Here is a 17,023-nt window from a genome sequence, read left to right on the forward strand (position 1 = left end):
CCGATTGGCAGATATTCGTTGCACGCCGCGATTTGCCATCGGAGACAACAATGACCAGAACGCCCCCCGCGCCGTCAGTCGTGCAGACAGGCCCGCATTCAGCCGCGAAAGCATCCTCCTCCCGCAAAACCTTGATCGCGTGCTCGTTGGGCAACGCGCTGGAGATGTACGACTTTACGATCTACAGCTTTTTCGCTGTGCTGATCGGCAAGCACTTTTTCCCCTCCGACTCGGCGATGGCTTCATTGCTCATGTCGCTGGCCACCTTTGGCGTCGGTTTCCTGATGCGACCGGTCGGGGCGATGGTCATCGGTCGCTACGCCGATCGGCATGGACGCAAGGCAGCATTGAGCCTGACCATCGGGCTGATGACCCTGGGCACCGGGCTGATCGCCTTCGCGCCGACGTATTCGCAGATAGGTATTTTCGCGACCTTGCTGCTGGTGGCGGGCCGGCTCATCCAGGGCATGTCGGCGGGCGGGGAAGTCGGCACCGCGTCGGTGTTCCTGATGGAATCCAGTGCAGTGAGCAACCGTTGCCGCAATGTCAGCTGGCAGGCCGCCAGCCAGGGTTACGCCGCATTGGTGGGAGCAGGCTTTGGCGTTGCCCTCAACCAGTTGCTCGACCCCGCTGCCCTTGAAAGCTGGGGGTGGCGAATACCGTTCATCTTCGGGCTGCTGATCGGTCCGGTCGGCTGGTACATTCGCACGCGTTTGCCCGAAACCCACGACACAGGGCCTGCGCAGAAGGCCGAGCGGGGGCTCGACGCCGAGCTGCTCAAGCGTATCGGCCTAGGCATCGGCCTGATGGCCAGTTCGACCATAGGCATGTACCTGTTCGTGTTCTACATGCCCACCTACCTGACCACGGCGTTGCATTACCCGCCGGGCAGCGCCATGGCCATTGCCTGTATCAGCAGCGGTTGCATGGCAATCATCTGCCCGTTGGCTGGCCGATTCGCGGACAAGTATCAACTCAGGAAGCGCCTGCTGGCGTGGACGGTTGCGACGCCGGTGGTTCTGATACTGCCGGTGTTCCACCTGCTTGGCGAAGTGCGACACACAGGCCTGGCCATGATGTGCGTAGCCATCCTGATCCTGCCGACCTGCATCGGTGCCGGTGCGTTCTTCGCATTGATCATGGAAGGTTTTCCCAAAGCTCGGCGCTCCTTCGGCACCTCAGTCAGCTATAGCCTGGGGGTGACGATCTTCGGTGGTTTTTCGCCGCTGGTGGCTACCTGGTTGATTGGCGTGATGGGCACCGCGCTGGCGCCAGCCTATTTCCTATTGGCTGGGGGCGTCGTCAGCCTGGCCTGCCTCAAACATTTCCCTGAAAACAAAGGATGCGCGTGACATGGGTACTTTCCAGAGCAAGCAACCTCGGCCCTCGTCTGCAGAGCTGGATGAGTTCGTCATGCTTCGTCGGCAGATCCATGCTGCGCCGGAACTGGGCGGCGACACCCCCAATACCGCCGCATTGGTGGCCGACAGGCTGCAGGCCTGGGGCTATGAGGTGCATCGCAATGTCGGTGGGCATGGTGTGGTCGGCGTATTGAAAGCAGGGGACAGCCCACGCAGCATTGGCTTGCGGGCCGACATGGACGCATTGCCCATGAGCGAAAAGAATCGCTTCGAGCATGCCAGCAAGATTCCCGGGCGCATGCATGCCTGTGGCCATGACGGGCATACCGCGATCCTGCTGGCCGCCGCTGCGCAACTGGCCGAGACGCGTGACTTCGATGGCACGGTGAATGTGATCTTCCAGCCTGACGAGGAAGGTCTGGGCGGGGCCAAGGCGATGATCGACGACGGCCTGTTCGAGCGCTTCCCATGCGACTCGGTGTACGCATTACACAATATGCCTGGCCTGCCAGTGGGTACCTGCGTGGTGCAGGCCGGGCCTACCATGGCGTCCTCTGAGCGGGTGAGCATTCGCATTACCGGCAAAGGCGGGCACGGTGCGATGCCGGAGCTGTCGGTGGACCCGGTGATGGCGTTGAACAGCCTGATCAGCGGCATCCAGACCATCAAGTCGCGCAACCTGAGCGTGGATGAATATGCGGTCATCAGCATCGGCATGATCCAAGCCGGCACCGTCTACAACATCATCCCTGACGAGGCCTGCATGCTGTTGAGCGTGCGCACCGACACGGCCCAGACCCAACACAAGATCAACCGCCGCATCGACGCTCTGGTCAAGGGGCATGCCGAGAGTTTCGGCGTGGCGATCGATGTGCAATTCACCCAACTGGCGCCCGCACTGTGCAACAGCGACCACGAAAGCACGTTGCTCCGTGAAAGCCTGAGGCCTTTGTTCGCCGACGGCTCAGTGCTGGACAAAATGCCCAGCAAGGTCATGGGCACCGAAGACTTCGCCTACATGCTGGAGGCGCGGCCAGGCTGTTACTTCATGTTGGGCAATGGTACGGGCGAGTTCCATGGATGCTCGGTGCACAATCCTCATTACGACTTCAACGATGCGCTGGTGAAGATTGGCGCCGATTGTTGGGTAAAGTGGGTCCAGGACTACTTGCGCTGATGGTGGATGGGCGCGGTTTAACTGCCAACGCTGTCACGCGCGGTTTCCACGGACACTGCTGGTACGCCTGAGGCGCGGGTGGTCTTTTGGCTTTAGCAGACGATACTTCTCTGTACAGGCGGGCGCATAGCCGGTGGCGCACCGCGGGAGGTGTCAGGTGAACAAGCTATCAATCGTGGGTGCTGGGATGGTGGGTGAGGCGGCGGCTCAGGCCATCGCCCTGGAAGAGTTGTGCAGCGAGTTGGTGTTGATCGATGTGCAGGGTGATCTGGCACGGGGCAAGGCACTGGATGTGTGGCAGGCGGCGGTCGAGTCAGGGTCTGATACCCGGGTTTACGGCGGGGCCGATGCCCAATGCCTGCAGGGCTCCGACCTGGTGGTGATAACGGCCGGTGTGCCGCGCAAGCCCGGCCAGTCGCGTCAGGATGTGTTGAGCGTCAACCTGCCGATTCTCGATGGCATCATGCGGGATATCCAGCAGCATGCGCCAGCCGCCACGGTACTGGTGGTGTCCAATCCGGTCGACGTACTGACCTATCGGGCCTGGTCCCTCAGCGGGCTGGGGCGCAACAAGGTATTTGGGCAGGCAGGGGTGCTCGATACCGCACGCATGAAGTGTTTCATCGCCGAGGAAACCGGCTTTTCAGCGCGGGATATCACCGCGCTGGTGCTGGGCGGGCATGGCGATAGCATGGTGCCGTTGATGCGCTATTGCGCGGTCGGTTCGGTGCCGTTGTCCCACTTCCTGTCGGACGAGCAGATAGCGCGGATCGTGCAGCGCACACGGCAGGGCGGTGGCGAGATCCTCGGCTTGAAAAAATCGGGCAGCGCCTGCGATGCGCCGGGCGTGGCCATTGCGCGGATGGTGGACGCCATCGCTTACGGACGGCGCAGTATCGTGCCGACGGTCGCGATGCTTGAGGGCGAGTACGGGCGCACGGGTATCGCCATGGGCGTCCCATGCGTACTGGCAGCGGACGGGGTTTCGCAGGTGATCGAGTTGCCTCTGGATACCCGGGAACAGGCGATGTTCGACCACTCCGCCGACCAGGTAGCGCGTGATATCGCTGAGATGAACGCACTGGTGAGCGGGACGGCATGAGGGTGCAATGGCCCTGGGATTAAACCTTCGCGTCAGCGCGCAGTCAGTTGCAGTAACAAGCCTCGTTTGGTGATGGCTGGAGGGGTAGCTGATGAAACTCGTCTGCTTGCTGCGTGGTTGCCAGTGGCGCACGGTGATGACCCGTGAAGTCGCGGGTCTCGAATGCCAGTGTTGCGAGCGCTGCGGCGCCCTGCGCTACAGCAGCGCCGGCGATCCGTTCAACCCATAGGAGGTCAGCATGGCGCGGGCCATCTGGAAAGGCGCGATCAGTTTCGGCTTGGTGCACATCCCGGTTTCGCTCAATACGGCGGTGCGTACCGAGCGGGTCGATTTCGACTGGCTCGACAAGCGCAGCATGGAGCCGGTGGGCTACAAGCGGGTGAACAAGGTCACTGGCAAGGACATCGACAAGGAAAACATCGTCAAGGGCGTGGAGTACGAGAAAGGTCGCTATGTGGTGATCAGCGAGGAAGAGATTCGCGCCGCGCGGCCTGAGGCGACCCAAACCATCGACATCTTCTCCTTCGTCGACGCCGGCGACATCCCGCTGCAGCACTTTGACACCCCTTACTATCTGAGCCCCGACCGCCGTGGTGGCAAGGTCTACGCACTGTTGCGCGAAACCCTGGAAAGCACCGGCAAGGTGGCGTTGGCGACGGTGGTGCTGCACACCCGTCAGCACCTTGCGTTGCTGCGGCCGCTGGACGATGCCCTGGTGATGATCACCCTGCGCTGGCCCGAGGAGGTGCGCAGCATTGAAACCCTGGAGTTGGACAAGAGCGTGACCGAAGCCAAGGTCGACAAGCGCGAACTGGACATGGCCAAGCGGCTGGTCGAGGACATGAGCGGGCCGTGGTCCCCGGATGAGTACCACGATGCGTTTCGCCAGACCATTCTTGACCTGGTGGAGGAAAAGGCCAGCAAAGGCAAGATCGAGACGGTGGAGAAGGGCGAAGGTACCCGTACGGAGAAAGGCGCCGACATCATCGACCTCACCGAACTGCTCAAGCGCAGCCTGGGCGGCGGCAAGACCGTCAAGGGCAAGAAATCGACGACCAAACGCTCGCGCAAGGCGTCATGAGGGCGACGGGTCGCCCCCATGCTGTGCAATCAGGCTGTAGCGTGACTCAGGCCGCGCCGCGGGCGGCTTGCCGGCTGCCTTGCGCTGGCAGTGGCTCGTGCAGCGAGATCCGCGATGTCTCCGGTAGCGCCAGGCCGCCCAGCAATGCCATCAGGGCAATCACCACCAGGTAGAATGCTGGCGCAAGGCTGCTGCCGGTCTGGCCGATCAGCCAGGTCGCCACCAAGGGCGCCGTGCCGCCGAACAGCGTGTAGGCCACGTTGTAGGTGATCGCCGATGCGGTGTATCGGGTGCGGGTCGGGAAGGTTTCCGACAGCAGCGCCGCGGTCACCACCCCGCTTAGCAGCGCCCCGACCGCCAGCAGGATCACCCCCAGCAGTGCCCCGGACATCGACCCGGAACTGGCCAGCCAGTAAGCAGGGAACACGCAGGCCATTACCCACAGGCAGGTGAAGCCAATGGTCTTGCGCCGTCCGACCCGGTCCGAGAATGCGCCAGCCAGCGGGCAGCCAATGGCGGCGAACAGCAGCGCCACGGTAGTCACCAGCAGCGACTGGGCGCGGGTCAGGTGGCCAACCAGTTGCAGGTAGGTGGCGAAGTAAGTGGTGAACATGTAGAACGACAGCGCCGTCAGCGAGATGAAAGCTCCCAGGTTGCGGATCGCCCGGCCATGGGTGCGCAGGGTCTCCTTGAGCGGCGAGTGCTCGTGTGCCTTGCCCTCGGCCATGGCTTCGCGGAAGGCCGGGGTTTCTTCCATGCGCCAGCGCAGGTAGAGGCCGACCAGCCCCAGCGGCGCGGCGACCAGGAACGGAATGCGCCATCCCCAGGTGTTCATCGCTTCGCTGGTGAGGCTGGCTTCCAGCCCGTACGCGATCACTGCGGCGCAGGCGAAGGCCGAGAAGGTCGAAACCGGAACGAAACTGCCGTAGAAGGCCCGGCGGTTTCTGGGCGCGTGCTCCATCAGGTAGGCACACGCACCGGCATACTCGCCGCCGGCAGAGAAGCCCTGCAGGCAGCGTGCCAGGGTCAGCAGTGCGGGGGCGGCCAGGCCAATGCTGGCATAGGTCGGCAACAGGCCGATCAGGGTGGTGGAGCCGGCCATGAGCAAGATGGTCATCGACAGGACGCGCTTGCGCCCAAGCCGATCGCCCAAGGCGCCGAACACAATTCCGCCCAGGGGGCGCAAGGCAAAGGCCACGGCGAATACCGCGAACGTCTTGAGCAGCGCCACGCTGGCATCTTCGCTGGCGAAGAACTGGCTGGCGATCAGGGTGGCGAGAAAACCGTAGACGGCAAAATCGAACCACTCGACGAAATTGCCGATGGCCGAAGCGGCGATGACGCGGCGTAGCGTGGCGGGGGATACCTCATGAGGTGCGGACATGCGTGTGCTCTCCGGTGGTCATAGGCAGCCTGGATGAATGTAGAGCGGTCGGGCCGCTTTATCGTTGTGGTACAGGCAGTAGACAGGCCAGCGCGGGTGAGTGCTGCTTCGAGGGCGACATCGGGATATCTGTTTTGACCGTTTGTCGTGCGATACGGCCCCGTAGGAGCCGGCTTGCCGGCGATGCGACCCATGCGGTGCATGCACCGGCCGAGCGGTGATGGTCGGCAAGCCGGTTTCCACAACGACCGTCCAGTCGCAATCGCTTAGACGGTGAATACGACGCCAGTACGCGATGCGGCATTGCGAATATGCTCCTGCATGGCCCGTTGCGCTCCAACTTGCGAACGCCGTGCCAGCGCGCGGAGGATCTTGCGGTGCTCCTGCCAGGTTTCCATGGCGCGCTCGGGGCGAATGAACGGAAGCTTCTGGCTTTCCAGGAAGATCTCCTGGCTGGCGGTGATCACCTGCAGCATCGCCTGGTTGCCGCAGGCTTGCAGTAACTGCTGGTGGAAGGCGAAGTCCAGGCGCGCGGCCGCTTCGAAGCGACCGGCCCGCAATTCCACACGCATGGCCTCGACATTGGCCTCCAGGCGGTCGATGTCGTCAGCGGTCAGCCTCAAGGCAGCTTGCCCGGCGGCAAAACCTTCCAGCGTGTAGCGCAATTGGAAGGTGTCGGCGGCCGACACCTGCTCGGCGTAGGGCCAGGCGAACGCCGGCGGCGTCTGGGCCAGCGGCGCCTGGACGAACACACCCTTGCCCGGCTGGACGCTCACCAGTCCCAGCGCACTGAGCGAGGAGAGGGCTTCGCGCAACGAAGCCCGGCTGACGCCCAATTGTTCCGCCAGGTCGCGCTGCGAGGGCAGGGCATCGCCGGGCAGGTAACCGCCGTCGTCGATCAGTTTACGAATCGCCTGCAGGGCGATTTCAGGGACTGCGCGGGGGAGGGTGTCGAGCATGCTGTTCAGACCGGTCGGAGGCGATATCCGCTCCTTTTACGGGCATTGGCGGCGCCTTGCAAGTCTTGCCCCGGTGTGGCGCAGAATCGGTTCACCCTGCACGAATGCGGGGCGCGGCGCACCGCTGTGGGTGAAGCGTTCGAAGTAACTGTTCAGACCAGTAAGACCTTGCAGGCGCGGGCCTTGCGCAGGGTTCGTCGTGTGTTTTCAGGGATCTGGCATGGCCCATGCAATGGCCTTGCAGACTCATCACCCCGTTCCCTGCGAGGCTTTTCCATGAAGATGTTCCGTCCCCTGCTTCTGGCCACCCTGTTCTGCGGCAGCACCCTGGGCTTGTCCCAGGCGCAGGCCGACGCCCTCGCCGACATCACTGCCCGCGGTGTACTGAAGGTGGCGGTGCCGCAGGACTTCCCGCCGTTCGGTTCGGTCGGTCCCGACCTCAAGCCTCGTGGCCTGGACATCGACACCGCCCAGCTGCTGGCCGACAAGCTCGGTGTCAAGCTGGCGCTGACGCCGGTCAACAGCACCAACCGTATTCCATTCCTCACCACCGGCAAGGTCGACCTGGTGATCTCGAGCCTGGGCAAGAACCCCGAGCGCGCGGCGGTGATCGATTTCTCCCGCCCTTATGCGCCGTTCTACCTGGCGGTATTCGGCCCGCAGGACGCCAAGGTCGACAATATCGACGCCATCGCTGGCAAGACCATCAGCGTCACCCGTGGCGCGATCGAGGACATGGAGCTGTCCGCCGTCGCGCCCCAAGGCACCCTTATCAAACGCTTCGAGGACAACAACTCGACCATCGCCGCTTACCTGTCCGGCCAGGTCGACCTGATCGCCAGCGGCAGTGTGGTAATGGCTGCCATCGCCGAGAAGAACCCTTCCAAGGTCCCGGTGATGAAGGTCAAGCTCAAGGACTCGCCAGTTTATGTGGGCCTGGCCAAACAAGAGCCTGCGTTGCTGGAGAAGGTCAACGCCACCCTGGAAGCGGCCAAGGCCGACGGCAGCCTCAATCGCAATGCCGAGAAGTGGCTCAAGCAACCGCTGCCGGCTGATCTTTGAGCGGCAAGCGGAGCCTGAACCATGGCCTATCAATTCGACTTCGCCCCGGTGCTGGCGCAGGGTGACCTGTTGCTCAGGGGGGCGCTGTTCACCTTGCAGCTGACGGTTATCGGTACGCTGCTCGGTGTCGCCATCGGCGTGGTCGGCGCGGTGGTCCGCGCCTGGCGGCTGCGCCCGTTCGATGCGCTGTTCGGCGTGTACGTGGAACTGATCCGCAACACGCCTTTCATCGTCCAGCTGTTCTTCATCTTCTTCGGCTTGCCGGCGCTGGGCGTCAGGTTGACCGAGTGGCAAGCGGCGGTGCTGGCGATGGTGATCAACCTCGGGGCGTATTCCACCGAGATCATCCGTGCGGGGATCCAGGCTATAGCCAAGGGGCAGTTGGAGGCCGCTGCGGCATTGGCCATGAGCCGCTTCGAGGCACTGCGCCATGTGGTGTTGCGCCCTGCATTGGCCAAGGTCTGGCCGGCGTTGTCGAGCCAGATCGTGATCGTGATGCTGGGCTCGGCAGTGTGTTCGCAGATCGCCACCGAAGAGCTGTCCTTTGCCGCCAACTTCATCCAGTCGCGCAACTTCCGCGCCTTCGAAACCTACCTGCTGACCACGCTGATGTACCTGGTCATGGCCATTGTCGTGCGCCAGTTGCTGGCCTGGGTCGGCCAACGTTGGCTGATGGGGAGACGCTGAATGGATTTCACCTTGTGGGACATTGTCCGAAACCTGCTAACCGGGCTGCAGTGGACCTTGCTGCTGTCGCTGGTCGCGTTTCTGTGCGGCGGGCTGGCCGGGTTGCTGCTGTTGCTGGCGCGGATCAGCGACAGCTCCTTATTGCGTGGCTTTGCCCGTGGCTACATCGAGCTGTTCCAGGGCACGCCGCTACTGATGCAGCTGTTCATGGTGTTCTTCGGCATAGCGCTGTTCGGCATCGACGTCTCGGCGTGGATGGCCGCTGCCATTGCCCTCACGCTGTTCACCAGCGCCTTCCTGGCCGAGATCTGGCGTGGCTGCGTCGAGTCCATTCCTCGCGGTCAGTGGGAGGCGTCGGGCAGCCTGGCGTTGAATCGCCTGGAGCAACTGCGCTACGTGATCCTGCCCCAGGCACTGCGCATCGCCATCGCCCCGACGGTGGGCTTCTCGGTGCAGGTGGTCAAGGGCACGGCGGTGACCTCGATCATCGGCTTTACCGAGTTGACCAAGACCGGCGGCATGCTGGCCAACGCCACGTTCGAACCGTTCCTGATCTACGGCCTGGTCGCGCTGGGCTATTTCCTTCTCTGCTATCCGCTCTCGCTGAGCGCCCGTTATCTGGAAAGGAGGCTGCATGCCCCTGCTTAGAGTATCCGCACTGCACAAATACTATGGCGACAATCATGTGCTCAAGGGCGTTGACCTGAGTATCGAGGAAGGCGAGGTGGTGGCCATCATCGGCCGCAGTGGTTCGGGCAAGAGTACCTTCCTGCGTACCCTCAACGGTCTGGAGTCGATCAGCGATGGGGTGATCGAAGTCGACGGCGAATACCTCGATGCCAGCCGCGCGGACTTACGCGCCCTGCGCCAGAAGGTTGGCATGGTGTTCCAGCAGTTCAACCTGTTTCCGCACCTGAGCGTGGGCGAGAACGTGATGCTCGCGCCACAGGTGGTGAAGAAGGCCAGCCGTGCAGAGGCCCGCCAGCTGGCCGAGCAGATGCTGGCGCGGGTGGGGCTCGCCGAGAAGTTCGATGCGTATCCTGACCGACTCTCTGGTGGCCAGCAGCAACGCGTGGCAATCGCCCGGGCGCTGGCGATGTCGCCGAAGGTACTGCTGTGCGACGAGATCACCTCGGCACTGGACCCGGAGCTGGTCAACGAAGTGCTGGGCGTGGTTCGCCAACTGGCCAGCGAGGGCATGACCCTGATCATGGTCACCCACGAAATGCGCTTCGCCCGCGAGGTGGGCGACAAACTGGTGTTCATGCACCACGGCAAGGTGCACGAGGTGGGAGACCCCCGCGAAGTGTTCGCCGCCCCGCGCACGGCGGAGCTGGCGAACTTCATCGGTGCGGTGGCGTCGGCCTGACCGGCCAAACGATCAGAAACGAAGGTCCAGCGCCAGCTCGAAGGTGCGTGTAGCGCCCATGTAGTACTGCTGGTGGTAGGCCTGCTTGGCATATACCTCATTGGTCAGGTTGCGCACCCACCCGGTGAGGGGGGTGTGCTCGTCCAGGCGATAGCGGACGAAGGCACCCTACAGGGTGTAGGCTGGTGCCTTGGGGGTATTGGCGTTGTCGGCGTACACCGAGTCGACATAGCGAGCGTCCACGCCCCCTGACCCGTCCTGGGGCAGGCTGTAGGTCAGCCACAGGTTGCCGACATTTGGTGCATTACCCTTGCGCGACACCGATGCGCCGTTGAGCGCTTCGTTGAGCTGATCGTACCGCCCGTCGCCGACGTTGTAGTTCTCGAAGCGCTGGCTCTTGTCGCTCTGCAGGGTGCTGCGACCAGGCAGGAGCGGCGAGCCCCAGTACGGACTGTCCTCGGTGTCCTACTGGTATTCCAGTGCCAGGGCAGCACGCGGGCCCGTGGGGTGATTTTCATGGCGGCGAATCTAGCATTGGGGTGAATGGTCAGGTAGTGCTTCGCGGTGGCGGATTGCCGCACCTGGCATCGCATAGGACTCAGCCCTGCGAATCACCGGTGCACAGCCGGTTGCGCCCGCTCTGCTTGGCCTGGTACAGCGCCCGATCCGCCTCGCTCAGCGCCTCGCCAGGGTCGCTGCCTTCCACTGCCTGCCAATGCGCGACACCCAGCGAAATGGTCATTGCGCCCACCGGCTCCAGCGGCGTGTCCTGTACCGTCACTCGCAGGCGCTCGGCTACATTCGTGGCCACCTCCAGACTGGCACCGGGCAACAGCATCAGAAACTCCTCGCCACCGGTTCGGCATAGCAGGTCGCCTTCACGGCAACAGCCGCGCATCAGTTCGGCGAGGCGGCGCAGCACCTGGTCGCCAACATCATGGCCATGGCCATCGTTGATCCGCTTGAAGTGATCGATGTCCAGGACGATGGCCGAGAATCGCCGCCCTTCAGCTTTGAGCAGCGACAGGCTGAACTCCAGGCTGCGGCGGTTGCCCAGCCCGGTCAGCGGGTCGGTCTGGGCGTCGCGGTTGAGCCGGCCTATGCGCTCGTGCAACAGGTTCAAGCCAAACAGTAGCGCACGCTTGAGCTCGGCCGCTTCAAAGTACCAGGCGCGCACGCGATGCAGGCGTTCGGCGGTACTGGCGCGGTCCATCGACCTGGCCCCGGCCGCCAATTGCCATAGCGGGCGGGCGATGATCATTGCCAGCCACCAGAGCAGCAGGCAGCCAAGCAACGCCAAGGGAGCTGAAATACCCATCACGCTGAGTATCAGGTGGCTCAATGGTGCAACGGTTTGCTCCAGCGGCTGCTGGGCTATCACGCCCCAGCCCGCGCTGGGTACGGTGGCGAATCCGGCCAGCATCTCGACGCCACGGGTATTGGTCACTTGCCGGGTGCCGCTGGGCACCGTCGCCAACTGGTCCACCAGTGCGTTGCCTTCCACCAGCGTGCCGACACGCTCTGCATCGGGGTGATACAGCAACCGACGATTGCGATCGACCACGTAGAGGTACGAGCCGTCTTTGTAGAAATGTTCACCCAGCAAGCTGTTGAGGATGTTGCGCTCGCGCAGGTAAAGGCTGCCGCCGACATAACCGAGGTACCGGCCGTTGCCATCGAAGATCGGGTGCGACAGCGCTACCACCAGGTTGTTGGCGGCTGACAGAAAAGGCGTCGAGACCAGAGGCCGGCGCTGGGTCAGTGCCTCCTGGGACCCGGGTGAATGCACGCGGGTGCCGATGAAACGACGTAGTGTAGCGGGCGATATAGCCCGCAGGACGCCCTCGGCGTCCACCACGAAGGTGGAGTTGAAGGCACTGCTCTGTCGCAGCAGACGCTCGGTTTCCGCCACCATCGCTTCGGTGTCGTCCATCTGACGTCCCTGCAAACCGGCGCTGAACGACAGATGCTGCAAGGCGTTGCTGATGAAGGTCTCGGTGATGGCCGCCAGCTTGGCCGCATACACTCGGTTCGCTTCAAGCGCGTGGTCGATCAGCAACTGTCGTTGCACCCGGTAGCTGGCGAAATAGCTGGCGCACAGCATCACCAGGGCGGTGAGGGCACAAAGGACGAGAATGAGCGTGCGCAGGTCCAGGCGCAGTCCGTGCTTGGCGTGTGGCAATCCTGATCTCACTGACGCGGAAAATGGAATAACCTTACTCGTTATGTGTTTGCACGGCTATAGAAGAACGGTGTGAGGTACCGAGGCATCAAGCGCCGGCCTTTTCCAGCGACCTCAGCTCGTCTTCCACTTGTTGCATGCGCTGTTTGGCCAATGCCTGCACCTTTTCATCACGTGCAGACTCACGCATGAGTGCGGTCAGCTTGCGGCTGAGGCGCTGGCCTTCCTCGGTCTCTTCCAAGGCCCTGGCCTTGGCCGGGTCGCGGGTGGCTTCGACGATGGTGTTGAACTCGGTGTCGCTGAAGTTCTTCTCGCTGTAGAGCTTGTACAGGTCCTGGCGCTGGTCCTCGACGGTAAGGTGCTTGCGCAGCACTTCCCTGATCGTGGTTTCGGCCAGCGCCGGGTGGGTGCGGGTGAGCAGCGACGCCATACGGTCGATATTGTTCTCGTAGGCCTCCTGCAGCGGCAAATTGGCCAGGATCTGTTCGTTGCGGCTGGGCTTTTGGTCGCAAGCGACGAGGGCAGCGGCGAGCAACAGGGGAAGCAGGAGCGAGGGGAGGCGGGGCATGGACTGGCCTTGGGCGCGATGTATGGGGCAATTATACCGATGTCGATGTGCCGGCGACGAGAGCGAATGTGCGTCAGCAATTGGCCGGCCAGGGCAATGCCCGAACGGGCAAGCAGGCCTTGTGGCGCCGACCTTACTGAAGTACAACTCAGGTCGCACTCGCCATCGCTACCTGTCGACCATGCCACATTGGACCCTCCATACTCCCAGCCATGACGCCATCGCAGAAGTCGTGAGGTTCGTCGACGCGGCACGCCGTGATCTGTTCCCCATGCTCGCCGAAGCGCCGTTACCCAACGACCTTGCCCACTTCGGCGATACCTACCTCGATGGCGCTGGTCGTTTCCTCGTGGCCCGCGACCAGGGCCGGCTGGTCGCAGCCATCGGCTATCTGCCGTATGACCATCGCTTCCCTCAGCTCGACTACCGAGGTGCTCACGTGGTCGAGGTGGTGCGCTTGTTCGTCCGGCCCGAGTACCGCAGGCATGGGCTGGCTGGCGCCCTGTTCGCGGCACTGCGCGAGCAGGCCATGAATGCAGGTGTCGACTGCCTGTACCTGCACACCCATCCCTTCCTGCCTGGCGCGATTGCGTTCTGGGAGCGGCAAGGATTCAAGGTGGTCGATGTCGAGGATGACCCGCTGTGGCGCACCACCCATATGCACCAATGGCGGCGAACCTAGTGTGGTGTTTCGCAAGTAACACTCATATTTTTCGGCCTAACGCCTCGGCTGCACGACCGACGCTTGCCAAGATGTCATCGGCCTTTCGATGCCAGCGAAAGGGTCGAGGGTTGGCGTTGTGGGTGGCAAGGTAGTACTCAATGGACTCCTCCAGATCCTTCACGCTGGTATGTGCCTGGCGCTTGATCCACTTTTCGCTCAGCGTCGAGAAGAAGCGCTCCACCAGATTCAACCAGGATGCCGAAGTAGGTGTGAAGTGCACTTGGTAGCGCGGATGCGCTGCCAGCCACACTTTCACGTTGTCAGTCTTGTGTGTCGCGTAGTTGCCCATTACCAGATGAACAGGCATGTCCTCGGGTACGTTAGCGTCCACCTCTTTGAGGAAAGCGAGAAACTCTGTACTTCGATGGCGGCGCTTCAATCTTCCGATGACTTCACCCGTAGCGATATCCAGCGCCGCGAACAACGATGTGGTTCCGTGGCGCTCGTAGTCGTGGGTGCGAGTGACGGGTTTGCCGGGGGCAAGAGGTAAGCCTGGCTGGGTACGGTTCAGCGCCTGAATCTGGCTTTTCTCGTCGATGCAGAGCACCAGGGCCTTTTCGGGAGGGTTGAGGTAGAGCCCAACAATGTCGTGGACCTTGTCGACGAACAGAGGGTCGATCGAAAGTTAGAAGGTCTTCTCAAGGTGAGGCTTGAGGCCGAAGGCATGCCATATCCGCATGACGCTGGCTGGAGAAATGCCGGTTGCCTGACTCATCGAGCGAGTGCTCCAGTGACTGGCATCTTCGGGTTTGGATTGCAGTGCCTGATTGACCACGGCCTGTACTTGTTCATCGGTTATGCTGCGAGGCCGGCCTGAGCGATGTTCGTCATTTAAACCATCGAGCCGCAGCCGACTGAATCGCACTCGCCAACGCGAGACCGTGTGTACGCCGATGCCAAGTCTGTGGGCGATTGAGGTGCCTGATTCTCCACTAGCGCACGCCAAGATGATTTCGGCGCGAATGCGAGATTCAGCAGAGCCTTTACGCTATCGGGAGCGACGAAGCAGTTCGATGTGTTCTTCGTCGCTCAGCTCAATCGGGGCAGCAGGTCGGCCGGCTTTCATATCGTGGCTCCGAGGCATTTCTGATGCTGTAAAGCCTAGACCAAAATATGAGTGTTACTTGCGAAGCACCACACTAGGAAGGCTCCTACATCCGCGCTGCGGCGCGGGCCATCACGTTCATTTCATTCCCCCGCCGCGTTCCTTACCTTCCCGTCCGATCATCAAGACGAGGAAGCAATGCCCATGGCGCACCTGGCCCTGTACAAGCTCAAGCTGCTGGACCATTTCGAAGACCGCAGAGACGCCTGGACCTTCGCAGACTTCGAGAGCAGCTTGCTCAAGGCCTGGCGCCGGGCGACGCGCGATGATGCCAAGGCCATCATCCATGCGGCGCATAAGGAAGGATGCTGGCCAAAGACGGTCAAGCGTTACGTGCTGACCCACTACCAGGTTTTTGGCAATGTCAGTGCGCAGCTCAGTGCAACGTTCGCTGATGTCGTGGCGTCGATAAGCTCGCAGGAGAGGGCGCAGTGGCGATTGCAGGCATCAACCTGAAAGCGCAGCGGGCCGCGCGCAGGATCAGAATCCTCCTGTCAGCGGCCACTCCACCGCCAGGCGGATCTGGTTCCCGTCCAGTTCCGCTTGCGCGGTATTGCCCCGGTGCACGTTGTGCCGCACAGAAAACGCAGTGCCCTTGGCCTTGCCGCTCTGCACCACGTAGCGCGCCTCAAGGTCGCGCTCCCAATGCTTGCCGCCCTTGCCATAGCCCAGGTAGGCATAACCGCCGTTGGGGTCCACATGCGATCCGTCAATATCGAACCCCCTGACGTACAGCGCTGTCAGGCTCAACCCTGGTACCCCATAGGCGCCCATGTTCAGGTCATAGCGCGCCTGCCAGGACCTTTCGTTGGGTGCGTTGAAGTCGGACATCTGCACGGCGTTGGCGATGTAGATCGCTCCACGGCTGACATAGTCGAACGGCGTGTTACCGTCCACCTGCTGCCAGCCGAGGCTGAAGCCGTGGGGGCCCTGATTGTAACGCCAGACCAGGCTCCATGTGGTGTTGTCAATGTGCCCGGATAGCGCCTTGCCGGTATCGGTGGTGCGATACAGGTTGAGATCCAGGCTCAGGCTGCGACGGTCGTCCAGGGCATGGGTGAGTGTGCTGCCCAGGTAGTGCTGGTTCCAGCTGTCTTCATAGCGAGAGGTGTACAGGCTGCCACTGAAGGCGGCGCCGGGGTTCCACACCACGCCTGCCAGGTCGAAACCGTTGCCTTGCCGGCCGTTGGAATAGTTGACCACGAAGCCTTGGTCGTGGCTCGACGCGTTGCGGTCGGTGTTCTCGTTGAAATGGCCGGCCACCAGCTTGAGTGAGTCGAACGGGTTGCTGGTGAGGAAGAATCCGGTGGCCGTCTCAGGCAACAGGCGGCTGTCGGAGGAACTGAATACCGGCGTCTTCACGCGCTGTTCGCCATAGGACAGCACGGTATTGGAAACACGCAGCTTGAGCGCAGCACCGCCCCGGCTGTACTCGGATTTGGGGTGGCCATCGTTGTCCAGGCTGAGCAAGCGTGCCTTGCCGGCGCGTCCTCCGCCGCTGTCCAATTGCAGGCCAAGGTAGGCGTGTGCATCGACACCCACGCCGATAACGCCTTGGGTAAATCCTGAGGTGAAGGTGCCCATCAAACCGTAGGCCCACTCTTCGGCAAGGCCGTTGCGTTCGTCACGCGGCTTGTAGGCATTACGCGCGCTGCCGTTGCGGCCCCCATGCTTGTAGTCGCGCTGGTCGAATACGCTGCGATTGAGCAGGCCCCAGGTGCTGTCCTCGACGAAGCCGTTGCTTTGCGACTGCGTGGAGTCGGCCATCGTGAATGGGGTGATGCCCAGCAGCGGCAGCGCCAGCAGCAAGCGGCTCATCGTGCGGCCTCCAGTTTGCTCAACTGTGCGGCGAAGCGGTCTTTGGCGCGGGTCGGCAGGTTTCCTGGGATTGGCGTGGCCTGGGCGTCACCCACTTGAATCAACATCACCATGCCCATGGCCACGTGGGGAATGCACTGGACGCCATATGTACCGGGCACCGTGAAGCTGTGCTCGAAGGGCTGGTTGAGCCTGCTCATGAACGCCTCGGCCCCGGCAGGCAGCAGCCCTGGAACGCTGGCGGCGTTGTGCCCGCTTTGGCTAGGCAGAAAGCGAACCGTGTCGCCTGGCGCAATGCGCAGATAATCCGGCTCGTACACCATCGACCCCTCGGCGCCGCGATTGAGCATTTTCACTTCATGCACCTCGGCCTGGGCGGCGTGGGTGAAAACGGTGCTGACGAGCAGTAGGGCGAAAGGACGCAACGGCATGGTGGGAACTTCC

The 17,023-nt window shown here is 62.5% G+C and carries 17 protein-coding genes and 2 pseudogenes; 11 read left to right on the plus strand and 8 right to left on the minus strand.

Annotated elements, in window-relative coordinates; all coding sequences use genetic code 11:
* Positions 1 to 50 precede the first annotated feature (50 nt).
* The 5 genes from IF103_RS10150 (at position 51) to ku (ending at position 4,721) form a co-directional block, all read left to right on the plus strand.
* Positions 51 to 1,352, plus strand: coding sequence for an MFS transporter (locus tag IF103_RS10150; protein ID WP_041925478.1), 1,302 nt, complete (start codon positions 51 to 53; stop codon positions 1,350 to 1,352).
* A 1-nt stretch (position 1,353) separates the two neighbouring features.
* Entirely contained in the window at positions 1,354 to 2,538 is a 1,185-nt protein-coding gene (locus IF103_RS10155) for a M20 aminoacylase family protein (protein WP_023380176.1), read from the plus strand.
* Between the two features lie 157 nt (positions 2,539 to 2,695).
* Entirely contained in the window at positions 2,696 to 3,640 is a 945-nt protein-coding gene (locus IF103_RS10160) for a malate dehydrogenase (RefSeq protein WP_202676080.1), read from the plus strand.
* A 91-nt stretch (positions 3,641 to 3,731) separates the two neighbouring features.
* Positions 3,732 to 3,869, plus strand: a complete 138-nt coding sequence (locus IF103_RS10165; protein ID WP_167332796.1) for a PSPA7_2676 family Cys-rich small protein — start codon at positions 3,732 to 3,734, stop codon at positions 3,867 to 3,869.
* Positions 3,870 to 3,878: 9 nt separating this feature from the next.
* Positions 3,879 to 4,721, plus strand: a complete 843-nt coding sequence (gene ku / locus IF103_RS10170) for a non-homologous end joining protein Ku (RefSeq protein ID WP_023380178.1) — start codon at positions 3,879 to 3,881, stop codon at positions 4,719 to 4,721.
* 46 nt (positions 4,722 to 4,767) lie between these two features.
* Here the strand turns inward: ku and IF103_RS10175 are convergent, their stop codons facing one another.
* Positions 4,768 to 6,105, minus strand: coding sequence for an MFS transporter (locus IF103_RS10175; protein WP_202676081.1), 1,338 nt, complete (start codon positions 6,103 to 6,105; stop codon positions 4,768 to 4,770).
* Between the two features lie 266 nt (positions 6,106 to 6,371).
* Entirely contained in the window at positions 6,372 to 7,064 is a 693-nt protein-coding gene (locus IF103_RS10180) for a FadR/GntR family transcriptional regulator (RefSeq protein WP_023380180.1), read from the minus strand.
* A gap of 276 nt (positions 7,065 to 7,340) precedes the next feature.
* On the opposite strand from IF103_RS10180, the gene IF103_RS10185 reads away from it, so the two are divergent.
* From IF103_RS10185 to IF103_RS10200, 4 genes are read left to right on the plus strand one after another with little or no spacing between them, the layout of a single operon-like run.
* Positions 7,341 to 8,126, plus strand: a complete 786-nt coding sequence (locus tag IF103_RS10185; RefSeq protein WP_023380181.1) for a transporter substrate-binding domain-containing protein — start codon at positions 7,341 to 7,343, stop codon at positions 8,124 to 8,126.
* Positions 8,127 to 8,147: 21 nt separating this feature from the next.
* Entirely contained in the window at positions 8,148 to 8,813 is a 666-nt protein-coding gene (locus tag IF103_RS10190; RefSeq protein ID WP_023380182.1) for an amino acid ABC transporter permease, read from the plus strand.
* Positions 8,814 to 9,461, plus strand: a complete 648-nt coding sequence (locus tag IF103_RS10195; RefSeq protein WP_023380183.1) for an amino acid ABC transporter permease — start codon at positions 8,814 to 8,816, stop codon at positions 9,459 to 9,461.
* A complete protein-coding gene (locus IF103_RS10200) occupies positions 9,448 to 10,182 on the plus strand; it encodes an amino acid ABC transporter ATP-binding protein (RefSeq protein ID WP_023380184.1) in 735 nt (244 codons plus the stop codon). Before IF103_RS10195 ends, IF103_RS10200 begins: the two co-directional genes overlap by 14 nt.
* Positions 10,183 to 10,194: 12 nt before the next feature.
* On the opposite strand, the pseudogene IF103_RS10205 reads toward IF103_RS10200, so the two are convergent.
* From IF103_RS10205 to IF103_RS10215, 3 genes and pseudogenes are all read right to left on the minus strand, one after another.
* Positions 10,195 to 10,548 (minus strand): annotated as a pseudogene (locus IF103_RS10205) (TonB-dependent receptor domain-containing protein); the annotation flags it as partial.
* Positions 10,549 to 10,780: 232 nt separating this feature from the next.
* Positions 10,781 to 12,364 (minus strand): sensor domain-containing diguanylate cyclase, encoded by a 1,584-nt coding sequence (locus IF103_RS10210; RefSeq protein ID WP_023380185.1) that lies wholly within the window; start codon positions 12,362 to 12,364, stop codon positions 10,781 to 10,783.
* 88 nt (positions 12,365 to 12,452) lie between these two features.
* Positions 12,453 to 12,932, minus strand: coding sequence for a DUF2059 domain-containing protein (locus IF103_RS10215; protein ID WP_023380186.1), 480 nt, complete (start codon positions 12,930 to 12,932; stop codon positions 12,453 to 12,455).
* Positions 12,933 to 13,113: 181 nt separating this feature from the next.
* Here IF103_RS10215 and IF103_RS10220 point away from each other — a divergent pair, with 181 nt between their 5' ends.
* A complete protein-coding gene (locus tag IF103_RS10220) occupies positions 13,114 to 13,614 on the plus strand; it encodes a GNAT family N-acetyltransferase (RefSeq protein ID WP_027907178.1) in 501 nt (166 codons plus the stop codon).
* A 22-nt stretch (positions 13,615 to 13,636) separates the two neighbouring features.
* Here IF103_RS10220 and IF103_RS10225 read toward each other — a convergent pair.
* A pseudogene (locus IF103_RS10225) lies at positions 13,637 to 14,722 on the minus strand (IS630 family transposase).
* Positions 14,723 to 14,905: 183 nt separating this feature from the next.
* Between IF103_RS10225 and IF103_RS10230 the strand changes: the two are divergent.
* A complete protein-coding gene (locus tag IF103_RS10230; protein WP_023380188.1) occupies positions 14,906 to 15,217 on the plus strand; it encodes a hypothetical protein in 312 nt (103 codons plus the stop codon).
* A 24-nt stretch (positions 15,218 to 15,241) separates the two neighbouring features.
* Here the strand turns inward: IF103_RS10230 and IF103_RS10235 are convergent, their stop codons facing one another.
* Together IF103_RS10235 and IF103_RS10240 are read right to left on the minus strand one after the other, a co-directional pair.
* A complete protein-coding gene (locus IF103_RS10235) occupies positions 15,242 to 16,579 on the minus strand; it encodes an OprD family porin (RefSeq protein WP_027907179.1) in 1,338 nt (445 codons plus the stop codon).
* Positions 16,576 to 17,010 (minus strand): pseudoazurin, encoded by a 435-nt coding sequence (locus IF103_RS10240; protein WP_023380190.1) that lies wholly within the window; start codon positions 17,008 to 17,010, stop codon positions 16,576 to 16,578. Before IF103_RS10240 ends, IF103_RS10235 begins: the two co-directional genes overlap by 4 nt.
* Between the last annotated feature and the right edge of the window lie 13 nt (positions 17,011 to 17,023).

It is taken from the genome of Pseudomonas sp. SK2 (assembly GCF_016772395.1).
Taxonomy (GTDB): domain Bacteria; phylum Pseudomonadota; class Gammaproteobacteria; order Pseudomonadales; family Pseudomonadaceae; genus Aquipseudomonas; species Aquipseudomonas taiwanensis.